The organism is Dyadobacter sp. CY326 (genome assembly GCF_021390515.1).
Lineage (GTDB): Bacteria > Bacteroidota > Bacteroidia > Cytophagales > Spirosomataceae > Dyadobacter.
On the sequence record NZ_JAJUXI010000012.1, the window covers coordinates 74240 to 95136 of the forward strand.

At 45.7% G+C, this 20897-nt stretch carries 18 protein-coding genes; 12 read left to right on the forward strand and 6 right to left on the reverse strand.

The window, feature by feature from the left end:
* Positions 1–15: 15 nt before the first annotated feature.
* Both LZG73_RS22275 and LZG73_RS22280 read left to right on the forward strand, forming a co-directional pair.
* The gene (locus LZG73_RS22275) at positions 16–231 is read left to right on the forward strand and encodes a DUF2281 domain-containing protein (protein WP_233854649.1); all 216 of its coding nucleotides are present in this window, start codon (positions 16–18) and stop codon (positions 229–231) included.
* On the forward strand, positions 231–626 hold the full coding sequence (locus LZG73_RS22280; RefSeq protein ID WP_233854650.1) for a type II toxin-antitoxin system VapC family toxin: 396 nt from the start codon (positions 231–233) through the stop codon (positions 624–626). Before LZG73_RS22275 ends, LZG73_RS22280 begins: the two co-directional genes overlap by 1 nt.
* Positions 627–629: 3 nt before the next feature.
* On the opposite strand, the gene LZG73_RS22285 is transcribed toward LZG73_RS22280, so the two are convergent.
* Together LZG73_RS22285 and LZG73_RS22290 are read right to left on the reverse strand one after the other, a co-directional pair.
* Positions 630–2228 (reverse strand): ATP-dependent DNA ligase, encoded by a 1599-nt coding sequence (locus LZG73_RS22285; protein ID WP_233854651.1) that lies wholly within the window; start codon positions 2226–2228, stop codon positions 630–632.
* Positions 2225–3361: a ligase-associated DNA damage response exonuclease gene (locus tag LZG73_RS22290; RefSeq protein ID WP_233854652.1), complete on the reverse strand. Its 1137-nt coding sequence runs from the start codon at positions 3359–3361 to the stop codon at positions 2225–2227. The genes LZG73_RS22285 and LZG73_RS22290 overlap by 4 nt, the downstream gene beginning before the upstream one ends.
* A gap of 137 nt (positions 3362–3498) precedes the next feature.
* On the opposite strand from LZG73_RS22290, the gene LZG73_RS22295 reads away from it, so the two are divergent.
* From LZG73_RS22295 to LZG73_RS22330, 8 genes are all read left to right on the forward strand, one after another.
* Positions 3499–3894: a DUF5618 family protein gene (locus LZG73_RS22295; protein WP_233854653.1), complete on the forward strand. Its 396-nt coding sequence runs from the start codon at positions 3499–3501 to the stop codon at positions 3892–3894.
* A gap of 24 nt (positions 3895–3918) precedes the next feature.
* Positions 3919–5109 carry an ABC transporter substrate-binding protein gene (locus tag LZG73_RS22300; RefSeq protein ID WP_233854654.1) on the forward strand — a complete coding sequence of 397 codons (1191 nt, stop codon included), beginning with the start codon at positions 3919–3921 and terminating at the stop codon, positions 5107–5109.
* Positions 5109–6191, forward strand: a complete 1083-nt coding sequence (locus LZG73_RS22305; RefSeq protein ID WP_233854656.1) for an iron ABC transporter permease — start codon at positions 5109–5111, stop codon at positions 6189–6191. Before LZG73_RS22300 ends, LZG73_RS22305 begins: the two co-directional genes overlap by 1 nt.
* Positions 6188–7213: an ABC transporter ATP-binding protein gene (locus tag LZG73_RS22310; protein ID WP_233854658.1), complete on the forward strand. Its 1026-nt coding sequence runs from the start codon at positions 6188–6190 to the stop codon at positions 7211–7213. The genes LZG73_RS22305 and LZG73_RS22310 overlap by 4 nt, the downstream gene beginning before the upstream one ends.
* Positions 7214–7276: 63 nt before the next feature.
* Positions 7277–9259, forward strand: coding sequence for a glycosyltransferase family 39 protein (locus tag LZG73_RS22315; protein WP_233854660.1), 1983 nt, complete (start codon positions 7277–7279; stop codon positions 9257–9259).
* Positions 9260–9300: 41 nt separating this feature from the next.
* Positions 9301–9714 carry a nuclear transport factor 2 family protein gene (locus LZG73_RS22320; protein ID WP_233854661.1) on the forward strand — a complete coding sequence of 138 codons (414 nt, stop codon included), beginning with the start codon at positions 9301–9303 and terminating at the stop codon, positions 9712–9714.
* Positions 9707–10309 (forward strand): GNAT family N-acetyltransferase, encoded by a 603-nt coding sequence (locus LZG73_RS22325; RefSeq protein WP_233854662.1) that lies wholly within the window; start codon positions 9707–9709, stop codon positions 10307–10309. The genes LZG73_RS22320 and LZG73_RS22325 overlap by 8 nt, the downstream gene beginning before the upstream one ends.
* On the forward strand, positions 10309–11217 hold the full coding sequence (locus LZG73_RS22330; RefSeq protein WP_233854663.1) for a carbon-nitrogen hydrolase family protein: 909 nt from the start codon (positions 10309–10311) through the stop codon (positions 11215–11217). Before LZG73_RS22325 ends, LZG73_RS22330 begins: the two co-directional genes overlap by 1 nt.
* Here the strand turns inward: LZG73_RS22330 and LZG73_RS22335 are convergent.
* The 4 genes from LZG73_RS22335 to LZG73_RS22350 form a co-directional block, all read right to left on the reverse strand.
* Positions 11195–12967 carry a PQQ-dependent sugar dehydrogenase gene (locus LZG73_RS22335; RefSeq protein WP_233854664.1) on the reverse strand — a complete coding sequence of 591 codons (1773 nt, stop codon included), beginning with the start codon at positions 12965–12967 and terminating at the stop codon, positions 11195–11197. The genes LZG73_RS22330 and LZG73_RS22335 overlap by 23 nt on opposite strands.
* Position 12968: 1 nt before the next feature.
* Positions 12969–14225, reverse strand: coding sequence for an amidohydrolase/deacetylase family metallohydrolase (locus tag LZG73_RS22340; RefSeq protein WP_233854665.1), 1257 nt, complete (start codon positions 14223–14225; stop codon positions 12969–12971).
* Positions 14226–14235: 10 nt separating this feature from the next.
* Positions 14236–15468 carry an amidohydrolase/deacetylase family metallohydrolase gene (locus LZG73_RS22345; protein ID WP_233854922.1) on the reverse strand — a complete coding sequence of 411 codons (1233 nt, stop codon included), beginning with the start codon at positions 15466–15468 and terminating at the stop codon, positions 14236–14238.
* 224 nt (positions 15469–15692) lie between these two features.
* Positions 15693–16355 (reverse strand): DKNYY domain-containing protein, encoded by a 663-nt coding sequence (locus LZG73_RS22350; protein ID WP_233854666.1) that lies wholly within the window; start codon positions 16353–16355, stop codon positions 15693–15695.
* A 197-nt stretch (positions 16356–16552) separates the two neighbouring features.
* Here LZG73_RS22350 and LZG73_RS22355 point away from each other — a divergent pair, with 197 nt between their 5' ends.
* Complete coding sequence (locus LZG73_RS22355) at positions 16553–20119, forward strand: two-component regulator propeller domain-containing protein (protein WP_233854667.1); 3567 nt, start codon at positions 16553–16555, stop codon at positions 20117–20119.
* 8 nt (positions 20120–20127) lie between these two features.
* Positions 20128–20880, forward strand: a complete 753-nt coding sequence (locus LZG73_RS22360) for a LytTR family DNA-binding domain-containing protein (RefSeq protein WP_233854669.1) — start codon at positions 20128–20130, stop codon at positions 20878–20880.
* Positions 20881–20897: the final 17 nt, after the last annotated feature.

Genomic DNA, 20897 nt, shown 5'->3' on the forward strand with positions numbered 1-20897 from the left:
TCATACTATAACGCCATGCTGACTACAATTGAAGGAATATACGAAAACGGAAAAGTGACTTTTAGAGAAACTCCTCCTTTAAAAAAACGAGCAAAAGTGTTAATAACTTTCATGGATGAGGCTGACCGCACAATTATAGAGAAAATTCGTCCTCTTGGCACCATGAAGGGCACTATCAAAATGTCCGACGACTTCAATGATTCAATTGATGATTTGAAAGATTATATGTAATGGCCTATTTGCTAGACACTCATGTAGTGCTTTGGGCGCTGGATGAAGAAAACCGCCTTTCGAGTAAATCCAAAAGAATTATTTCCGATGCTAAATCCTCTTGCTTTGTAAGTGTAATTTCATTTTTCGAAATGGCAATCAAGAAGAAGATTGGAAAGTTGGAGCTATCCAAGTCCGTTGCAGAATACATTCAAGAACTAGAAAGAATTGGGATTATCATTTTACCAATCTCTAATGCAGCACTTGATAACTATGAAAGCGTTCCTTTCATGGCAGGACATGGAGATCCATTTGACCGATTAATCCTTTCTATCGCGTTGTCCGAAAATTTGACAGTGATTTCGGCGGATGATAAGTTTGAAAAGTATAAAAACATTGTTGAGATCATTTGGTAACCCTCATTTATACACTGCCAAAATCCCCTTCAAAGCCTCCAAAGTATCCGCTTCTTCGGCTTTTTTGTCTTTGCGCCAGCGCAGGATTCTTGGAAAACGGACCGCTATTCCGGATTTGTGTCGGGATGATTCGTTGATGCCTTCAAAGCCGATTTCGAAGACGAGCTCGGGCTTCACCGTCCTGACTGGGCCGAATTTTTCCAGGACATTTCTTTTGATAAAATAATCAACCTGACCAATTTCGACGTCCGTCAGACCAGAGTATGCTTTTGCAAATGGCACCAGTTTTCCGTCTTCGCCCCAAACAGCAAATGTGTAATCAGTAAAAAGCTCGGCGCGACGCCCTGAACCTTTCTGCGCATAAATAAGCACTGCGTCAATGCTTAGCGGATTAATTTTCCATTTCCACCAATCACCTTTTTTCCGGCCCACCCCATAAGTGCTGCCTTTTCTTTTGATCATAAAACCTTCCGCAATATTTTGACGCGAAAGCATGTGCAACTCGCTCAGCACGGGCCATTCCTTGAAGTCGATCAGCGGGGACAGGTTAAAAACAAACTGATTAGGGACATTTTTGTGAATCAATTCCAGTTCAGCGCGGCGTTGTTCCTGGGTTAAACCGCGCAAATCTACGCCATTGGCTTCCAGAATGTCGTAAGCAAGAAAGGCGACGGGTGCTTCATCCAATACTTTTTTCGAGAGGTTTTTCCTGCCAATTCTCGTTTGCAACACATTGAAGGGCATTGGCTTATCGTCCATATAACTCACGATTTCTCCATCCAGCACAGTTCCGTTTGGCAAAACCCCGCTCAGAAAATGCAACTCAGGAAATTTGTCGGTCGAAAGCTCTTCACCCCGCGTCCAGATGAAAAGCTCATTATTTCTATAAATAATCTGCGAACGGATGCCATCCCATTTCCATTCGGCAAACCAATCGTTAGGGTTTCCCAGATCAGAAACGTCGCCTTCGATTGGATATGCAAGAAAAAACGGATAGGGGCGCGAAGCATTGTCATTTTCGCCTTTATCCAAAATAAGCTGTTCAAAAGTCGTGTCTTTGGGATCCCATTGACCCATGACGCGATGCGCGATCACATTGGAATCCGTTTCCGTTGCTTCGGCCAATGCGCGCACAACCAATGTTTGCGAAACGCCAATGCGAAAGCTGCCCATTAAGAGCTTGTTGAATACAAATGTCTCATGTTGCGACAATTGCATCCACGCTTGTAAAATATGATCGTGCTTTTCCTGGTCGGTCATGCTTGGCAGCATGCCCAGATAGTAAAACCAGTCGGTGAGCGATTTATCGGAGCCTTCTGTTTTGTTTCTGGGCAAAAGCAGCGAAATGGTTTCCCCCAAATCACCCACGCTTTGATAACTTTCCTGAAAAAGCCACATGGGAATGCCAGCCTCCTCTGCCGCCCACTCTTTAACCATTGTCCGGTTCACTTTGAATGATGGCCTGCGACCAGTGAAAAGTGTTAATGCCCAAAGCTTATCCTCATCCGAAGCGGACAGGAAATATTGTTTCATCAACTCCACCTTTGCATTGGTTTTGTTCGTGCGGTCCAGGTTCATGAAAAGTTCTGCAAATTGTTTCATACTCCTAAATCCCCTTTTGGAGACTTTTTTGTTGATGGCTCTGAGTTACTGGAAATTTCGTTATCCAACGAATCCTTGTGTTGCTGATAGGCTTCTATTCCAGCGCTGAGATCCTGCACGACTTCTTCTTCCTCATTTTCATCTTCATTGCCATACATCGTATGCACTTCGCCAGCTTCGATTCCATTGTCATTCAACCATCTTGAAAAAATACTGGTGTATCCGTGCGTAACATACACTTTTTCAGCACCCGTTTCCCTCACCGCTGTATTCAAATCGGGCCAGTCAACGTGATCACTTAATATGAAACCCTGATCTACTGCGCGGCGGTTTTTTGCCCCCCGCAATGCCATCCAACCCGAGCAATAGCCTAGTGAGTATGGATTAAATTTTTTGATCCATGTGCTGCTGTCAACGGAAGGCGGCGCCAGCACCAGCGAACCACGAAACAATTTCCGGTCGGTTTCCTTTGTTACCAATGTCAATTCCGGCAAATCATGTCCTGCCTGTCTGAGTCGCTCATTTAATGTATAAATGGCACCGTGTGCATAAATTACCTTGTCTTGCAATTCAATATTTTTCAAGATCCGCTGCATTTTACCCAACGAATAACCCATTAGAATACTCGCCTTATCTTCACTTTTATTCTGCCGCCACCAATTGTCAATTTCGCTCATGATCTCTTTTTGCGGTTGCCATTTGTAAATCGGCAAACCGAATGTGGACTCTGTGATGAACACATTGCATTTGACGGGCTCATATGGCACTGCAAAGCCATCATCTTCCAGTTTGTAATCGCCGCTCGCAACCCACACTTCGCCACCATATTCTACCCTAACCTGCGCAGAGCCAATGATATGCCCCGCAGGATGCAATGAGAATGTAACTCCATTGATCACAAACTTTTCGTAATATTCAACGGTTTGCAGCGAAATATCCTGGCCCAATCTTAGCCTCAAAATTGGCTCGCTATCCTTGTGCGCCAGATAATGCTTGCTTCCCCAACGCGCATGGTCGCTGTGTGCGTGTGTGATGATGGCCCGGTCAACGGGAATCCACGGATCTATGTGCGCATCCGCAACGGAGCAGTATATACTTTTTCCTGTAAATTGTAAAAGTGATGGTGCTGGCATGGTTTGAAAAATATTAAAAGTGTGCCAATGAACAAACAGTCGACGGACACGTGACCCCAAAAATTAATGCTATTTTTGAGTGACTTTTTTGGCAAGGCTGCGTAAAAATTAGAAAACATTAAACACTATAATCAGTTATGACAAGAAAAAATCAAGGCCCTGCACTCGCCCCTGCCGAAGAAGCCGCACGCTATTTGGAAAATGCCAGGACGATTTTGAGTGAAAAGGCAGGAAAGGAAGGTGAGCTGTACTCAGATATCAAGTATGTAAAAATGGCAGCTGGCACGGCTTACTCGGCCGCCCTTCTGATTCTAGATGAATATTTAAGACAGAAAGAAGGTATCAAATTTAGTAAGCCAAAAAGCATCGAGGATTACAGAAACAGGCTAGGAAAGTTTGACAGGAAGCTTCTCGCACTTCTTGCGGAGGTGTATGACGAATTGCATCTTGCGGGTTACTATCATGGCACAACCTCTGTCAAAACAATTCAGTTAGGCCTTGATACTGTCAAACAAATGCTTACCTACATTTAATTTTTTCCAGTAAATCCTTCTTGAATGATTCTTCAACGTTCCTCTCAAAACTCAACGCGTTTTTTCTTTATTCTTATTTGCATTTCACTGGTTTTCGGATGTAAGTCTGAGAAAGCCGAGTCTCAACAAGAAGCGTCCCAATTTGAAAAAAGCGCTTATGCTGACCAGCTCAAAATCAACCACGCAAAAGGTTTCACTATCACATATCACAAACACTACAAACTTGTATGCATTCTAAGCCCGTTCGAAACTTCAACAGACACTGCAAAATACATTTTACTTGATAGAGGAAGTGCCCGACCGAAAGGTTTCGAAGAAGCGCAGGTCATTGAAATTCCTGTGAAGAGCCTCGTCGCCACTTCGTCTATGCACGTGGCTTTGTTGGAATTTCTAGATTCAGAGAACATCATTACTGGATTGAGTAGTCCCCAATATATTTATTCTGAGAAGGTTTTGGCAATGATTAAGGCTGGGAAAGTGGCGAACATTGGTAGGGATCAAGGATTGAATCAGGAAAAACTTGTGGAAATGCATCCGGATGTGGTTATGGCCATGGGCGGACCGGGCGCCACTGTCGACCATTATCAACTATTGGCACAAGCCGGAATTCCGGTTTTGATCAATTCGGAATGGATTGAAAAAACGCCTCTGGCCCGGGCCGAATGGGTGAAACTTGTGGCAGCACTGGTCAATAAGGAAAAGGAAGTGAATGAGAAATTTACCAAAATTGAAAAGGAATACAATCGACTGGCCAATCTTGCAAAAGAAGTGAAAGATAAGCCAACCATCATCTCTGGCTTGAACACAAAAGACGCATGGTTCTTGCCCAATGGCGACAGTTACATGTCACAATTTTTCCGGGATGCCGGCGGAGCATATCATTGGAGCGGCACCAAGGCAACGGGCAGTTTGCCTCTTAACTTTGAATCCGTCTATCCAATTGCATTACAGGCTGATGCGTGGTTAAATGTGGGTTTTGATAAAAACGATACGAAAGCAAATATCCTGGCGCAAGACTCGCGTTACAGCGATTTCAAGGCCTACAAATCAGGTCAAATGTTCAGTTACAATGGTCGCGTCAATGACGTAGGAGCCAATGATTTTTTTGAGTCCGGAACAGTGAACCCGCATACGGTTTTAGCCGATTTGATCAAAATATTGCACCCGCAATTGCTTCCGGACCATAAGCTCGTTTATTACAAACAGCTTAAATAATGGCACCATTTTCCCAGGAAGAACCAGCATTGACGTCACCCAAAAGCGGGCGCACCTTTATATTTTTGGGTTTGGTCGTCCTGGCTTTGGTTTTCTTTGTATTTGACATCATGCTGGGTTCTGTTCAGATTCCGTTAAAGGAAGTTTTCCGAATCATTTTTTTCCATGAATCTGAACAAACAGCCTGGTTATTTATTATTGAAAAAATCCGCATTCCCAAAGCCATCACGGCTGTTTTGGTCGGCTGTGGCTTGTCTGTGAGCGGGTTACAAATGCAGACATTATTCCGAAATCCGTTGGCTGGCCCTTCCGAGCTGGGCATTACTGCGGGTGCGGGGTTGGGTGTTGCGGCCGTTATGCTTGCGGGCGGAAGCAGCGCGAGCATGTACGCGATCAGCAAACTCGGGATTTCTGGCAGCTGGCTCATCATTGTCATGGCTTCTCTCGGCGCTGCGCTTGTTTTATCACTCATTTTATTAATTGCCGGTCGCATCCGAGACAATGTGATCTTGCTGATTGTGGGCGTCATGATCGGGACGATTACGCTGTCAATTGTCAGCATTTGGCAATATTTCAGCCAGCCCGAGCAATTGCAGGAATACATTATGTGGACTTTCGGTTCGCTTGGCGGCGTTACCCAATATCATTTGTATGCGCTTTCCGGTGTTGTTGCTTTCGGCTTGCTGCTCGCATTTATTTCTTCAAAAGCGCTCAATGCGCTTTTATTAGGCGAGAATTATGCGAGAAGCATGGGCCTCACCATTGGCAAAACGCGCCTGATCATTATGCTCAGCACGAGCTTGTTAACCGGAAGCATCACGGCATTTTGCGGGCCCATTGGCTTCGTTGGCATCGCTATTCCGCACATTACCAGATCCTTATTCGGCACTTCGGATCACCGCGTGCTGATTCCGGGTTGCTGCCTGACGGGAATGGCATTGTTACTTTTATGCGACATTATCGCGCAACTTCCGGGCATGGAAACCGTGATCCCGGTCAATGTGGTGACTGCACTGCTCGGTGCGCCAGTGGTTATATGGATCATTATCAGCCGCAATAATCTTCGTTCTTCTTTCTCATGAGCGACAAAAGGTCCATTCTCGAAACGAGCAATTTGTCGATTGGCTATCGATCCAAAAGATCGGAACGGCTAATTTCGAAAAGTCTGAACCTTCGGCTTGAAGCGGGGCAACTTGTTTGTTTATTAGGCTCAAATGGTTCGGGAAAGTCGACGTTAATGCGCACAATTGCTGGCTTACAACCGGCATTAGCAGGAGAGGTTTTCATTGATCAGCAGCTTCTTTCGAGCTTAAAGTCCTCCGAACTGGCACAAAAACTCAGCCTCGTTTTAACCGAACGCATTGAAGCCGGAAACCTTACTGCGCTGGAAGTGATCACATTGGGCCGGACGCCCTACACTGGCTGGTTGGGTGCATTGAGCAATGTGGATCATGAAAAAATCAATGAGGCAATTCAGCTGGCAAATGTCGAAACATTAACGGATCGGAAAATTCACCAGCTCAGTGACGGCGAGCGCCAAAAAGTAATGCTGGCCCGTGCATTGGCGCAGGACACCGAATTGATTTTGCTCGATGAACCCACCGCGCATCTCGATTTACCCAATCGGGTGGAAATGATGCGCTTGCTGCACACTTTGGCCAGAACAACCGGCAAAGCAATTTTGCTCAGCACACATGAGCTCGACCTTGCGCTGCAAGCGGCTGATGTGCTTTGGTTGATGCAGCAAAACGGCGAACTGGTGACAGGCGTTCCTGAGGACCTTGTTTTGAATGGCGCCTTTGAGTCCGCATTTGCAAAAAGTGGCTTTTTCTTTGACAAATCCAGCGGCACATTTAACATTTATCAGGACATCTGCACACACACAGTCAAACTGACCGGCGATTTAAAACTCACTTTCTGGACCAAACGGGCGCTGCAACGTGAAGGGCTTGGAATTACAACGGACGTAAATACTTTATTCACAGTCACTTGCTACGAGCGCGACGATATTGCACATTGGAAACTGGATCACGCCGGCACGACTTCAAATTACCAATCAATCGCCGATTTAATTATCGGGATAAAGTTTGTAAACCTACGGTAACTTTCGGCGAAAATGGGTTAGTTTTGAGCTAAGAAATTAGCCATAAACAGGATCACCCTTCCCATGATTTTTTTAATTCCGCTAGCGATCTGGTTGGGCACGGCCAATTGCTTCCTGGCATTTTATAAAGAGAGCCCGCAACCCTTCCGCCGCTCGGCTCTTACAGCAGCGATTGGCGTATTTTTGTTTGTAGCAACCTCCACAGAGCTCCTTAGCTGGGCCAATTTGATCAATTCTAATGCTGTAACAATCTCCTGGCTCACCCTCGACATTGCGCTTTTCTTGCTATTCCAGCGTTTGAGCGTGCAGGAACATTGGTCAATGCGCACAATTTTGAAGTCCTGGCTTGCATCTTTTAAGGAATTTTTAGGGGAAACGGGCACGCTTACCAATGTCATTTTGCTTTCCATACTAAGCCTGACGTTTGCTGTTGCCGTTATCGCGCCGCCAAATAATATGGATTCCCTGGCTTATCATTTGAGCAGACTCGGATATTGGATCCAAAATGGCAATGTGAACCATTATGCGTCACACATTGAAAGATCCATTTCATTCAGTCCTTTTTCGGAATATGTGCATCTACACGCATTTTTACTTTCTGGCAGCGAGCGCACTTTCCAATTGTTGCAATGGTCGTGTCTGGTTGGCATACTAATGTACATTTCGCTTTTGATTGAAATGCTTTCAGGCACGCGCGCGGCGATGCGACTGGCGCTGTGCTTTGCGGTCACTTTGCCGATCGTCGTTTTGGAAGCGATGACAACGCAAAATGACCTTGTAGTCGCATTCTTTATCATTTCGTGCGCCTTCCATACATTTGATTTCGTGCGAACGCTGAACCGCATTTCACTCATTTTGCTCGTTCCGGTTGCAGCATTGGGCATGATGACCAAAGGCACTTTTGTCTTTTATGTGCTTCCATTTGCCTTGTATGCATTCGTTTTTATGTTTGCCAAACCGCTGTTATGGAAGCCGCTGCTCCGATTAATTTTAGGCGCTGCAATCCTCACACTTTTACTCAACGGACCATTTTGGGTCAGGACTTACCGGATTTACCGCACGCCCATCGGTACGATGAGCAATGGCAACAAAAACGATATTTCGGACCCTGCAAATTTGCTTACTTCACCGGCTAAACACGTTTTCCTGCATTTGGGATTTGTTTCACCGGGCGACGAATACAACAAGCTAATGCTAAGCACATTGCAAGGTTTTCATGGAATGATTGGCGCGCCATTGGACCCACCGGGAACCAGCATGGTCTTTAAGATGAACAAGCTCAATTTCAACGAGGATTTCGCTCACAATTTTTTAGGAATGTGGCTGATCATTCTCGCGGTGCCGGTCATGCTTTTTACAAAAATCTCTAAAAGCACGCGTTGGTATGTGGGCTTGGCCCTGCACAGCTTTCTTTTATTTTGCCTTTTTATCGGTTATCAAATTTACGGTTCCAGACTGCACATCCCATTTTTCACGCTTATGGCGCCGGTTGTCGGAATCGCTTACACTTCGCTCAAAATCCGCTGGTTACCCATTGTAATTAGTGTCATACTCTGGCTTTGCGCATTGCCGTTCGCATTGCTGAGCACGAGCCATCCATTGCTTTCTACTAAATGGTTTTTTGAACATATTTTCCCAAAAGTCAACTCGACATTTAATCTGAACATCAATGTAAGCGCTAATAATTTGAATCTGATGCAGCAAAGCATCTTGTTCGCAAGTCGCGAAAAAATCGTCTGGGGCGATAATTGGGACGATTTAAACACAATGCGTGACTTTGTAGATTCGCTTGGCGCAAAAAACATCGGTTTCGATTTCGAGGAAGCGAGTCTAGACTATGGCTATCAATATATTTTGAGAAAACCGGAGCGGCATTTCGAACATGTGGCGGTGCGTAATCCTTCAAAAGTGCTGGAAAACAAGACATTTAAGCCAGATTGTATCATTGCGGAGCATTTTGAAGGCGACCAGATGAATTATCACGGCCGGACCTACGTTAAAAAATGGAGTGCAAATGGCACTTTCGTTTACGTTCCAGCGAAATAGGAACTCGCGCCAATATCAAATTATGCTAATAATCACCAAATATGACCGCTCTTGAAATTGTAACTTCTTATTATTCAAGCTTTAATGCAAAAGATTGGGATGGCATGCTCGCATTGCTTCACCCGGACGTAAGGCATGAACCCAACCAGGGAGATGCACGCATAGGCATTGAAAAGTTCTCTGAATTTTTGAAAAATATGGATGAGACTTATGAAGAAAATTTGACGGAAATGGTCTTTTTTTCAACGCCGGACGACTCGCGCGTTGCTGTTGAATTCACAGTGAATGGAATTTACAAGAAAAGTGAAGAAGGATTTCCCGAAGCACACGGACAATCCTACAAGCTCGCCGCTGCTGCATTTTTAGGAATTACAGACGGAAAAATCAGCCGCGTAACCACTTATTACAACCTCCCGCTTTGGATTGAGCTCGTTTCCACGCCTGCGAATGACTGACCAACTCACTTTTGCATCTTACAAAGGTGTCGAAATCGCAGCGGTTGTTGAGAGCTTGGGTGAATTGCGCATTGCCGTTTTTCACGATTATCCTTATCTGTATGAAGGATCGCTGGAATATGAAAAGGAATATCTGCAAATCTATGTCCAGTCTGAGCGCGCATTTTTGTTCTCGGTTTTTGACGAGGGAAAAATGGTGGGCGCAACCACTTGCATTCCGCTAAGCGATGAGGCTGCGGAAGTGCGCAAACCGTTTGAAGAAGCCGGATTCGATATCAGCACTGTTTTTTATTTTGGGGAAAGCATTCTTTTGCCTCAATATCGCGGCCTGGGATTGGGACATCGGTTTTTTGATGAGCGCGAAGCGCACGCCAGGAGCTTCGAAACTTACAAACTAACCTGTTTCTGTTCTGTTGACCGAGGCGAGAATCATTCCGCAAAACCCTCGAATTATCGTCCTAATGATGCTTTCTGGACAAAGCGCGGTTATGAAAAAGAGCCGGCATTGCAGAGCATTATGGAGTGGCCGGACATTGGCGCAACTTCCGCATCTGCTAAAAATATGATCTTTTGGCTTAAACCGCTTGATCATTGATGGCTCATTCAGTAATCGTTGCATCCGCACAATATCCCATCACCAAACATGCTGACTTCGCAGGCTGGCAACGGCATGTGGAAGAATGGATTCAGGACGCTGCGGACCAGCATGCACAACTCTTGCTCTTCCCTGAATATGGCTCTATGGAGCTTGTAAGCATTTTCCCAGTTGAAATCCAGAACGATCTTGTCCGACAAATCATTGAATTGGACGCCTATAAGGAGCGCTTTTGCACGGTTTTTGCCAATTTGGCCAAAAAATACAATGTCATCATTGTCGCGCCGAGCTTGCCTGTTATTGAAAATGGTAAACATTTGAATCGTGCATTTGTGTTTTCACCAAAAGGCCCGGCCGGTTATCAGGATAAATTATTTATGACGCGCTTTGAAAATGAACATTGGGGCATTGAAAGCGGCGCGAAAAATCTGACATTGTTCGAGGCCGAATGGGGAAAGTTTGGGGTTCAAATATGCTATGACGTGGAATTCGGGATCGGTTCCAAGCTGCTTTGCGATGCGGGTGCTTTGTTGATTTTAGGGCCGAGTTGTACGGAAACCATTCGCGGCGCCACGCGGGTTCACGTGGGCGCAAGAGCGCGGGCACTTGAAAATCAAGCATATACAGTAATCTCGCAAACCGTGGGCGAAGCGACCTGGTCACCGGCGGTTGACCTTAATTACGGTTACGCCGGCTTTTATTCTGCTCCCGACAAAGGTTTACCGGAAGAAGGCATTATCGCTCTGAAAACGCCGCAGGCGGAGGGTTGGCTCATCCAGGAACTCGACTTTTCCGTAATTGATGAAGTCAGAAATGACGGGCACGTTTTCAATTTCAGGGATCAGGGAAAAATCGAAAGTCAACTGGCCGAAGAGCCTATCCACATTATTTTTTCAAAACTCTATTAACCTCGTCCACGGAAACACGGTCGGGCATATTGCCAAACTGCTGCCTTACATAAGTCAACAATTGCGCCATTTCTTCGGGTGAAATGAAGTCGTGTTTGGGCATCAAGTCATTATAAGGCTTCCCTAAAACTTCGATGGGGCCTTCCAAACCATTGGCCACGACGCGGATCAAGTCTCTTTTTTCCTCCGTAATCCATTCAGAATTAACCAGAGGCGGAAAGCGGCTTCCGTCGCCCTGGCCATTGCGCTGGTGGCACGGTGCGCAGTAAGTGTTGTAAATTTTTTCGCCTGCAACTTTGGTGTCTTTATCCAAATTGTCCTTGATCACATCGGGCGTCCTGATGTTGCCAAGCAGCTTGTGCTTTTCCATAGCAGCCAGCTGAGGCGCTCCGAATGATTGTTTGTTGCCTTTGAACATCACGCGCCAGATTTTGCCTTTCCGTGAATCGGAAATGTAAAGTGAACCGTCCGGTCCTTCCGCCAACCCCATTGGGCGCGCTTTGGCATCACTGACATTAATGATGGGGTTCATGCCTGCAAAACCATCGGCAAACACTTCCCATTTTTCCGAAAACTCACCATTGACCCAAGGCACAAAACAAACGAAATAGCCACCCTGAGGATAAGGAGCACGATTCGTAGAGCCGTGAAATGCAATGAATGCACCATTTTTGTAACGCTCGGGAAATTGATTTCCTGTGTAAAAAAGCACATCATTCGGAGCCCAATGTCCCGGAAAACCAATGATCGGGTTCTGATATTTGGCGCCCTCTCCTTCCTTTTTGCCGTCGCCGCCATATTCGGGATTGAGGATTTTCTTGCCTTTCATTTGGTCAAAATAATAATAAGGCCAACCGAGATTTGTGCCTTGCGACACTTTCACAAACTCTTCTGCGGGCAAAACCGCACTTTGCCAAGACGAATAAATTTCGGGAAAAAGTCTGCGCAGGTTATCCCTGCCATGCACGACTGCGTAAAGATTTTGGTCCGCATTGTTCCACCGCATCCCGACAATGCTCCTCAAACCAGTTGCGAAAAGGCTGCCGTCAGCCTGGGTCTGATTGGGTTTATCTGCACTGAATTTCCATATCCCGCCATGTTTTTCCAGATCCGGACAAGGCATCATTCCCACCGTTCCGGGCTTGCCGCCCGGAGAATTGACCACATCCTGACAAGCATCCGACGGCGCTCCGAAAGGAACATACATATTGCCCTGATTATCAAATGCCATCGGCTTGGTAATGTGCCAGTGCGTGCCGTGTTCGTGATCATCTTTGAGGATCACTTCCGTGGTGCTGTCCGGCAGGAGCTGACCAGCAATCAGCTTGCTTCTGTAAACAACCAATGTGGAGCTGTAGTACAAATAACCATTTCGGATGGTGATGCCGTTGGCAAGGCTGCTATGGTCCTGATAATTGCCGAAATTCTTGATTATATCGGCTTTTCCATCGCCATTGGTGTCCCGCAGAGCCACCGTTCCGCCGCCCTGACCTTTGCCAAAATAGCGCAGCTTTACATAAATATCGCCATTGCCATTGACCGCAATATGCCGAGCAAGTCCGGTGCTGTCCGCAACCACGAGCGTTTCAAAACCGTCGGGCGTCGCCAGGCCGCCATTGTCAGGGTCGCCTTTTGGAAGCTGATCTGTTTGTGGCTTTTGCGTGCCCGAAAAAAGCAGGATAGCAAGTCCGAAATACAGAAATCGCTTTGCCGACATCAGTTTCTGTTTGTAAAAATTCAATTTGATCATATCAAAAATCCGTCTTTTTAGCGCCCAAACCATTCAAATCCCACACCACTTTTCCATCCCTGATTGTCATTTCCACTTCTATCTTTTTCGTTCCTGAAATGCTTATTCCTGCCGAATCCATAAAACCAAAAGTGCCTTCCCTGACCCGGAATATCGCCAGATCGGCGACATTGCCGACCTTCAAATTTCCTAATTCGTCATGCATAAGGGCCTCTGCTGCATTCCAGGTCGCTATGCGGACAACATCATCGAGCGACAGCCCGAGCGCCATGAATTTCGACATGACATTCGACATGTCTTTCATTGCCGAATTCATGCTGAACCGGTGCAGATCTGTGCCGAATGAGTTCGGCGTAAATCCTTGCTTAATGGCGGGAGCCGCCTGATCGAACCAAAATCCTGCGCCGCCATGTCCCAAATCGAACAAGACGCCGCGCTTTTTGGCCTCCAGAACAAACGGGCGCACTTTTCCATCTTCACCAATGATCGGCATGCGCTCTTTTATATTTTCAAAAGTGTGGGTGATCATGTCGCCTGCGACCAATCTGCCCAATTGATCCTCCAAAGAATATTGTGGTAAATGACATTCTACGAACAACGGCTTTTCCACGGTTCTCGCTGCTTTCACCGCATTATCAAAGGGCGTCCAATCGCTTCCGTTAAAATGCCCGATCTTTATTCCAACAATGGTTTCAGCATATCGATTGACAACTGGCAGCACCGAATCCGGGTGCATATCAGCAATGTTTTGCTCATGCGCTTCGCCTGTCATGCCGTCGCCAGCAATGTTGACAAAGGCCAGAATCCTTGTTTTTGATTCGTCTATAACCTGCTTTTTAAACATTGGAAAGTTTCGCCAGCCCGAAGTGCCTGCATCCACAACAGTCGTAACGCCCGACCGGAATGTGAAGTCATCCGGCGAAACGCTGTTGACGCCGTTGGCAAATAATCCTGCATTGGTCCCCACAAAAACATGCGTGTGCATATCAATAAAGCCTGACGTCACATATAAGCCTTTGGCCATGATCGTCTTTTCGGCAGGCTCTGCAATGTTGACCGCAACTTTTGCAATGTTCCCTTTGCTTATGGCAACGTCCATTATTTTGTCAATGCCATTGGCAGGATCAATAACGTGTCCGCCTTTGATTAGCAAGTCATATTTTTGCCCAAAAGCATTGGTTATTGAACTCAGCAACAATAAAATGCTGACTTGAAGCCTTAATCTGCGAATCAATTGACGAGTCTGATTTTTGCTCATTTTCGAAAGCTTATTTGGCAGACATTTCGGTTTCCCACGAAGCAGCGCTGATGCCATTCAGGTCCCATACAATTTTACCGGCGCGAATGGTAAGTTCTGCTTCCAGCTTTTTGTCACCCTTCATTGTCAATTTTCTCGCATCAAGGAAACCGAAATCGCCTTTTCGTAAATTAAAAACGGCCACATCAGCCTCAGAACCGACGGATAAGCTTCCCAAATCCGGGCGTTTGATGACTTGTGCGGGGTTCCATGTTGCGCGAAGAATGGCGTCAGAAAGTGACATGCCCATGTTTAAAAACTTGGAAATCACATTGTCCAGTCCTTTCATCCCGCCATTCATGCTGTCGGTGTGCAAGTCGGTGCTAATGACATTGGGCTTGAAACCTTGCTGCATCGCCGGAATTGCCTGTCGCCACGCGAATGCGCCGCCGCCGTGGCCTACATCAAAGATCAAACCGTTTTTCTGAGCTTCAAACACAAATGGTTTTACCTTATTATGCTCATCTACAACTGTTTCGCGGTTGGCCGGTCCGTGGGAATATGTGTGGGTGAAAATGTCGCCCGGGCGAAGATATTCTTTGAATAATTTTTCAATGGATAATGGCGGCTGATGTTCTCCAAAATCAACCATAACGGGCACATTGGCCAGTTTTCCGGCTTCGACGGCGCTTTTTACCTGCGCATAATCGCCCCAGTAATGCGCTGCTTTTATTCCGACAATGATTTTGGGAAAAAGCCTTTGGATCATATTTGCGGTCATCACCGGATTCATGTCCGACAAATCCTGCTCTTCATATCTGCTCGCCATGCCAGTGCCTACAATGTTGAGGAAGGCCAGGACGCGCGTTTGTGCATGATCGATCGTTTGCGCTTTGAATGTCCGGAAGTTGCGCCAGCCCGATGATCCTGCATCAACCACGGTTGTGACTCCTACGCGAAAGGTGAAACCGTCCGGCGGCAGGCTGGTGGACGCATTGGCAATGTAAGCGTCAGGCACAGTGCCATTGAAAACGTGCGCATGCATGTCGATCAGGCCGGGTGTGACGTAAAGTCCTTTGACGTCAACCACTTTTTTGGCTTGCGTTACAGGAATATTAGCCGCAACCCGCGCAATTTTGCCGCCTGAAATAGCGACATCCAGTAATGCGTCAATGTTGTTTTTGGGGTCAATGACGTGCCCGCCTTTTAATAGGAGGTCAATTTCCTGGGCATAGGAAAAAAGTGAGGTCAACAGAAAGAGCATTGTACACAGAAATCCGGCAACGCGTCCGGCGTTCTTTGCATGCGTGCAAGCCAACATTTGTTAAGAGTTTAGTTCTGATCGTATTCATATACAAGTCAATAAGAGCAAAATATTACTTCATGGAATTCGAAACTTTATGCCGTTTTACAAAAGAAAAAGGCGCATTGCTGCGCCTTAGGGTTAATGTTATGTTTTTTACCTGGATTGTCTACTTCGCTTGTCCTTTAAAGTCCTTTCACCGGGAAATGTTTGCCATTAAGCGCTTCGTAAGTGGACGGTTCGCAGTCGGTAAGTCGTAAGCCGCGCCAGTAAACATGCTTTTTATCAAAACTGCAATATTGATTAATTACCTGAAAACTGTCCGGATCGGCTCCTTCGATTGTTTTGAATGAAGCATGGCCCATCAGGTAAACATTGATACAATCTCTTGCATAACCATGTTGAAGCGGCTCAAATGAAGTCACGTCCGGACCTTCGCACCGCGCGCCGTTGACGAAAATGCTGTGCTTGTCTTTACAATAAGTGAGTGAATCGATTTTTTCGATCAGTTGAAAGTTGGGCGCGTCGTCAGAAATAATGCGGTCGGCGTAAAAAACGTGCTGACTGTCTTTCGACAAATGCTGGTCGATTTCAACAAAATGATCCGGATCATCGGAAAGCGGCTTGTGTGCAAAATAAACATGGCCACAGTCACGAGCCAGGTTTTCACTGAGTGCCTCGAATGATAACGGATCTGCTCCCGACACCAAATGCAGTCCCGGATTTGTAGCGCCTGCACAATGATAAATCTTGTTCCTGATGATGTGATATCCGGCGCTTTTTTCACGTGCATTTTTGGATTTTCCGGTCTTAGAAATGCGTGCTGCAAGGTCGCTGAGGTTAATCATAGTGAACGTTTATTTGGATGTTTTGCGGCTATTTGCCTTTCTTTCAATAATAAAGTTTGTTTACCTTGTCTTAATTGGCAAAACCAAAGAGCCAACGGTATCTTCTGTCTATTTAACGGTTTTTGCACTTAACACGGACCTTCGCGAATGGATCAGTTGACATTTTTTTATCTGGATCAAGTGAAAAAAAACACATTATGAACATGCGGCAGCGCGTTACGTTTTTGCTAATTTTCTGGCTGATTCCCGCCGCGATTTTTGGGCAGACAATTTTTCAAAATATCAAATGGCAGGACGGTCTGAGCGCGAAGCAAGTGCGTTGTTTATACAAAGATGAATCGGGCTTTTTATGGATCGGAACGATCAATGGTCTCGACCGCTTTGATGGGGCGGTTGTCAAACAATATAAAAATGGCACAAAGCAAAAAAACCTGCTGATCAACGCCATTCATCCGCTGGGAAAGGGTGACACTTTGCTGCTCGGTCTGCTGAACGGCGTTTTGCTTTTTGATGTAAAAACGGGCGCATTCAGGAAGGATAGCCGATTTGCGGCATTGGATAAGGAAACGGTCGTCACCATTAAATCTGACAACATCGGGCGGATATGGATTGGCACAAATAACAAGATTTTCGTTTTTGACAAAGGAAAGCTGCAAACATTAGCTGCGGTAATTCCAGCGGCCAGCGCATTCGGAGGTCTGGGCTTTGGCTTATCTTCGGTTTTGTGGGACACAACCCGAAATGGCTTCTGGATTGCAGGAAGCAAGCCTTATTTTATTGATATTCAGAATAAAGCGCTTTATCATAAGGAGCATAATCCACTCAAAATGCCTGTTTTAAATAACAGTTATGTCAACGCAATTGCGGTTGATCACCAGGGCAATGTTTGGTATGGATGCGATGAAAACCTCTCACTTAACTTTTGGAATGCTAAAACGGGCGCCGTTCAACAATTTTTTGACCTCGACGGCAAGAAGATCAGTGATGGGATAAACCTCATTTTTATCGACCATAAGGACCGACTTTGGATATCGACATGGCTTTTTGCGGCATTTATCAAAGAGCCCGGCAAGCCGATTAAAAAAATTCAATATGACCAAAACCTATCTTATTGCATTGGTTATGGCCATTTCAGGGATGCAATTACGGATAAGGAAGGCAATGTTTGGCTGGGGACAATAAATGGTGTCAGCAAGAGTCAGGCGCAATATCCTTTGCAGGCGATTTATCAACTGCCCAATTTCAAGTTTTTTCTGGAAACTGGTTTTGCGCATGCCAATTCAATCGCGGTCGACAAAAATCTGATTATGGCATGCAAGGAAGACGGCCTGGTGGCTTACAACACCGATAACCGGACTTACAAGCGTTACATGCTGACCAATGATAACTTGCGAAAGAACCGTTTTGTTATGGCCGCCAAAGCCAAAGATGCGTGGTGGTTTGTTGGCGACGGCGGCGTGCATTTTCTCCCGAATGGTGGTGAAAAGCTGGTGCGGTTTGAAGACATCAAGAAAAACATGCCGAGTCAATATGCCAACTTTGTTTTTACCGACCATAAGGGCAATATATGGTTCCAGATCCTGGACGATGCCATTTATCGTTATGATCCGGTGAGCAAAAAAACCATCCGATATGATGGTGAGGACAGCGCAGTAGGACTTTTTGATTTTAAAAATAGCCCCAGCCTGCTGCAATTGAGCAATAATGATATCCTGTTTGCATTGCCGGGGAGCGGGTTGCTGCGCTTTGATTACAAAACGGAGCGCTTCTCAGTTTCGCGTGAGAAGAACCTTGCGGACATGTATGTCATGAAAATGGTTGAAGACAAAAAAGGGGATATATGGGCGGCCGTTAGCGGGAAAGGACTTTTGAAAATCAATCAAAACGGAATGTTACTGGATAGCATCGATTCGCGAAACGGATTGTTTTACGACTATTTGTCATCCATCGCCATTGATTCGCGCGGTGCAATTTGGGGAGCGAGCAGAGAGGGATTGATGATTTATAACCCGGATACGCGCGCGGTCACAAAGGTGGAAATTGACCTTGGTAAAACATTACAGGATTATTATAACAACCTGACGTTTGCAAACGGGAAAATATACGCGGTTATGCTGGATCATATCCTGGTTATCGATCCGTTCAGCTTTGCCGGAACGCCTGTTAAAAAGCCTCCGTTTATAACTTCATTAAAGGTTTTTGGACAAGAAAAATTGAGTTTGGCGAAAAATGATGTCATTGAATTAGAGCCTGATGAGGATTTTGTGACATTCCAATTTGCATCGCTCAGCCATCGCGACATTCCGTCTCTGCAATATAGTTACCAGCTCGAAGGCATTGATAAAAACTGGGTCAATGCTGGGCGGGCGATTACGGCTTCTTACACGAATCTTTTACCGGGCAAATATCTGTTTACCGTTCGCAGCACGGATGAATTTGGCAGGTGGATGACAAAAAAACGGGCGCTCCAAATCGTGGTCAAGCCCAATTGGTGGCAAACGTGGTGGTTTATCCTGATCTGCGTGCTCATTGGATCAACCTTTGCAGTGCTGCTTTACCGCGCTTATCTGCAACGCAAGCAACAACGGAGATTAAACAAGACAATTGATTACTTTTCAAAGTCGGTTTATGGTGAAAATTCGATTGACGAAATCTGCTGGGACATTGCCCGTAACTGCGTTCTACAGCTCCGTTTCGACTATTGCGTTGTTTATCTGCTCGACGATGCCAAACGTAAGCTTATCCAGAAGGCTGCTTATGATCCCAACAAACTGGAAAATACGGTTCAGCCGGAAATTGGAATTAATGATGGCATTATCGGGACAGTGATTGCATCGGGCGAGCCGTTGCTCAATCCGGACACTTCAAAAGCAGGGACAAGGGGAACCCATTCTGCTGTCAAATCGGAGCTTGCGGTGCCGGTTTCGCATGAAGGCGAGGTCATTGGCGTTATTTATTCAGGACACAGCAACAAAAATTACTTTACGGATCATCATTCCATTGCATTGTCTACGGTGGCTGCGATCAGTGCTAATAAAATTGCTGAAGCAATTGCCAAAGCGCAAAGTCAGCAAAAAGAAATGATGCTGCTTCAAATTAGCAAAATGCTCGCGGAAAGCCAGTTAATGGCATTAAGGGCGCAGATGAACCCGCATTTTATTTTCAACTGCCTTAACAGCATTCAGGAATGCATTCTCACCGAAAAATATCTCGAGGCAAGCAAATATTTGAATAAGTTTTCGAAGCTTTTCAGGACTGTTTTGTATAATTCCGGAAAAAATCTGATCACCGTTTTTCAGGAACGTCAGGTGCTCGAACTATATTTGGAGCTGGAACTGATGCGTTTTGACGGAAGCTTTTCTTTTGAAATCATCATGGACCCAATGTTGGAAGAAGATCAGATCACATTGCCTTCGATGCTACTGCAACCATATGTAGAAAACGCACTTTGGCACGGACTGCTCCACAAAGACAAGGATCGCAAATTGCGCATTGAATTTAAGCTTATTGATGAAGAAGTTTTCCTTTGCCGCATTCAGGATAATGGCATTGGCCGGAAAAAATCTTTCGAGATCAAAGCCGGAAGTTTGAAATATAAACAACACGAATCTCAGGGATTAAGGATCACGAAAGACCGAATTGACTTACTTAATCGCCAGGGAAACCACGCTAAGCTCACTATCACCGACCTTTACGAACCGGACGGAACGGCGAGCGGCACACTCATCGAAATTGAATTATCAACGTACCTCAACAATGTGTAAGATTAGCCATGATAAAAGCCCTTATCGTCGACGACGAGCCGAAAGCACGGACCGTCCTGAAATATTACATTGAAAGTTTGGTTGAAGAGATTTCCGAAATCCGGCAAGCCGATTCCGTTGATCAGGCACTTGAAATACTTCGAAATTATAATCCAGGCATTGTTTTTCTGGATGTGGAAATGCCCAAGCGGAATGGTTTCGACTTCCTGCGCTCGTTGGTTAATCCCTCATTTGAAGTGATTTTCACGACAGCTTATAACCAGTATGCGGTCCAGGCGATCCGGTTCAGCGCATTGGATTATTTGCTGAAACCCGTCGATCCCGATGAACTGCGCTCGGCAGTGGACAGATATCTCAAAATTCAGAACCGGGATAGTAAAAATAACCTGATCCTGTATGATAATCTTGTCCAGAACATTAGCAAGAGCGAAATTAAAGATTTCCGGCTTGCGGTTCCTTCGAAAGACGGTGTGCTGTTCTTGACATTAAATCAGATCATACGTATGCAGGGTGACGGCAACTACACTTTTATTTACACGACAAATAAAAAGCCGATCGTAACCAGCAAGACACTTAAATATTTTGATGAAATGCTCGAAGAATTTGGCTTCATCCGCACGCATAAGTCACATTTGGTGAATCCGACACACATTTCACAAATGAGCCACGATCATGGCTACATTGTTGTCTCGGATGGGACGGAGGTGGAAATATCACGCCGTAAAAAACTGGAAGTGACTAAGTTGCTGAAACTGCGCTGATCAACTTTAAGGTTGGA

Excerpts from the sequence above, each read along its gene's own strand:
- LZG73_RS22275 (WP_233854649.1), top strand. The coding sequence starts at position 16 with ATGCTGACTACAATTGAAGGAATATACGAAAACGGAAAAGTGACTTTT.
- LZG73_RS22280 (WP_233854650.1), top strand. The coding sequence starts at position 231 with ATGGCCTATTTGCTAGACACTCATGTAGTGCTTTGGGCGCTGGATGAA.
- LZG73_RS22285 (WP_233854651.1), bottom strand. The coding sequence starts at position 2,228 with ATGAAACAATTTGCAGAACTTTTCATGAACCTGGACCGCACGAACAAA.
- LZG73_RS22290 (WP_233854652.1), bottom strand. The coding sequence starts at position 3,361 with ATGCCAGCACCATCACTTTTACAATTTACAGGAAAAAGTATATACTGC.
- LZG73_RS22295 (WP_233854653.1), top strand. The coding sequence starts at position 3,499 with ATGACAAGAAAAAATCAAGGCCCTGCACTCGCCCCTGCCGAAGAAGCC.
- LZG73_RS22300 (WP_233854654.1), top strand. The coding sequence starts at position 3,919 with ATGATTCTTCAACGTTCCTCTCAAAACTCAACGCGTTTTTTCTTTATT.
- LZG73_RS22305 (WP_233854656.1), top strand. The coding sequence starts at position 5,109 with ATGGCACCATTTTCCCAGGAAGAACCAGCATTGACGTCACCCAAAAGC.
- LZG73_RS22310 (WP_233854658.1), top strand. The coding sequence starts at position 6,188 with ATGAGCGACAAAAGGTCCATTCTCGAAACGAGCAATTTGTCGATTGGC.
- LZG73_RS22315 (WP_233854660.1), top strand. The coding sequence starts at position 7,277 with ATGATTTTTTTAATTCCGCTAGCGATCTGGTTGGGCACGGCCAATTGC.
- LZG73_RS22320 (WP_233854661.1), top strand. The coding sequence starts at position 9,301 with ATGACCGCTCTTGAAATTGTAACTTCTTATTATTCAAGCTTTAATGCA.
- LZG73_RS22325 (WP_233854662.1), top strand. The coding sequence starts at position 9,707 with ATGACTGACCAACTCACTTTTGCATCTTACAAAGGTGTCGAAATCGCA.
- LZG73_RS22330 (WP_233854663.1), top strand. The coding sequence starts at position 10,309 with ATGGCTCATTCAGTAATCGTTGCATCCGCACAATATCCCATCACCAAA.
- LZG73_RS22335 (WP_233854664.1), bottom strand. The coding sequence starts at position 12,967 with ATGATCAAATTGAATTTTTACAAACAGAAACTGATGTCGGCAAAGCGA.
- LZG73_RS22340 (WP_233854665.1), bottom strand. The coding sequence starts at position 14,225 with ATGAGCAAAAATCAGACTCGTCAATTGATTCGCAGATTAAGGCTTCAA.
- LZG73_RS22345 (WP_233854922.1), bottom strand. The coding sequence starts at position 15,468 with ATGCTCTTTCTGTTGACCTCACTTTTTTCCTATGCCCAGGAAATTGAC.
- LZG73_RS22350 (WP_233854666.1), bottom strand. The coding sequence starts at position 16,355 with ATGATTAACCTCAGCGACCTTGCAGCACGCATTTCTAAGACCGGAAAA.
- LZG73_RS22355 (WP_233854667.1), top strand. The coding sequence starts at position 16,553 with ATGAACATGCGGCAGCGCGTTACGTTTTTGCTAATTTTCTGGCTGATT.
- LZG73_RS22360 (WP_233854669.1), top strand. The coding sequence starts at position 20,128 with ATGATAAAAGCCCTTATCGTCGACGACGAGCCGAAAGCACGGACCGTC.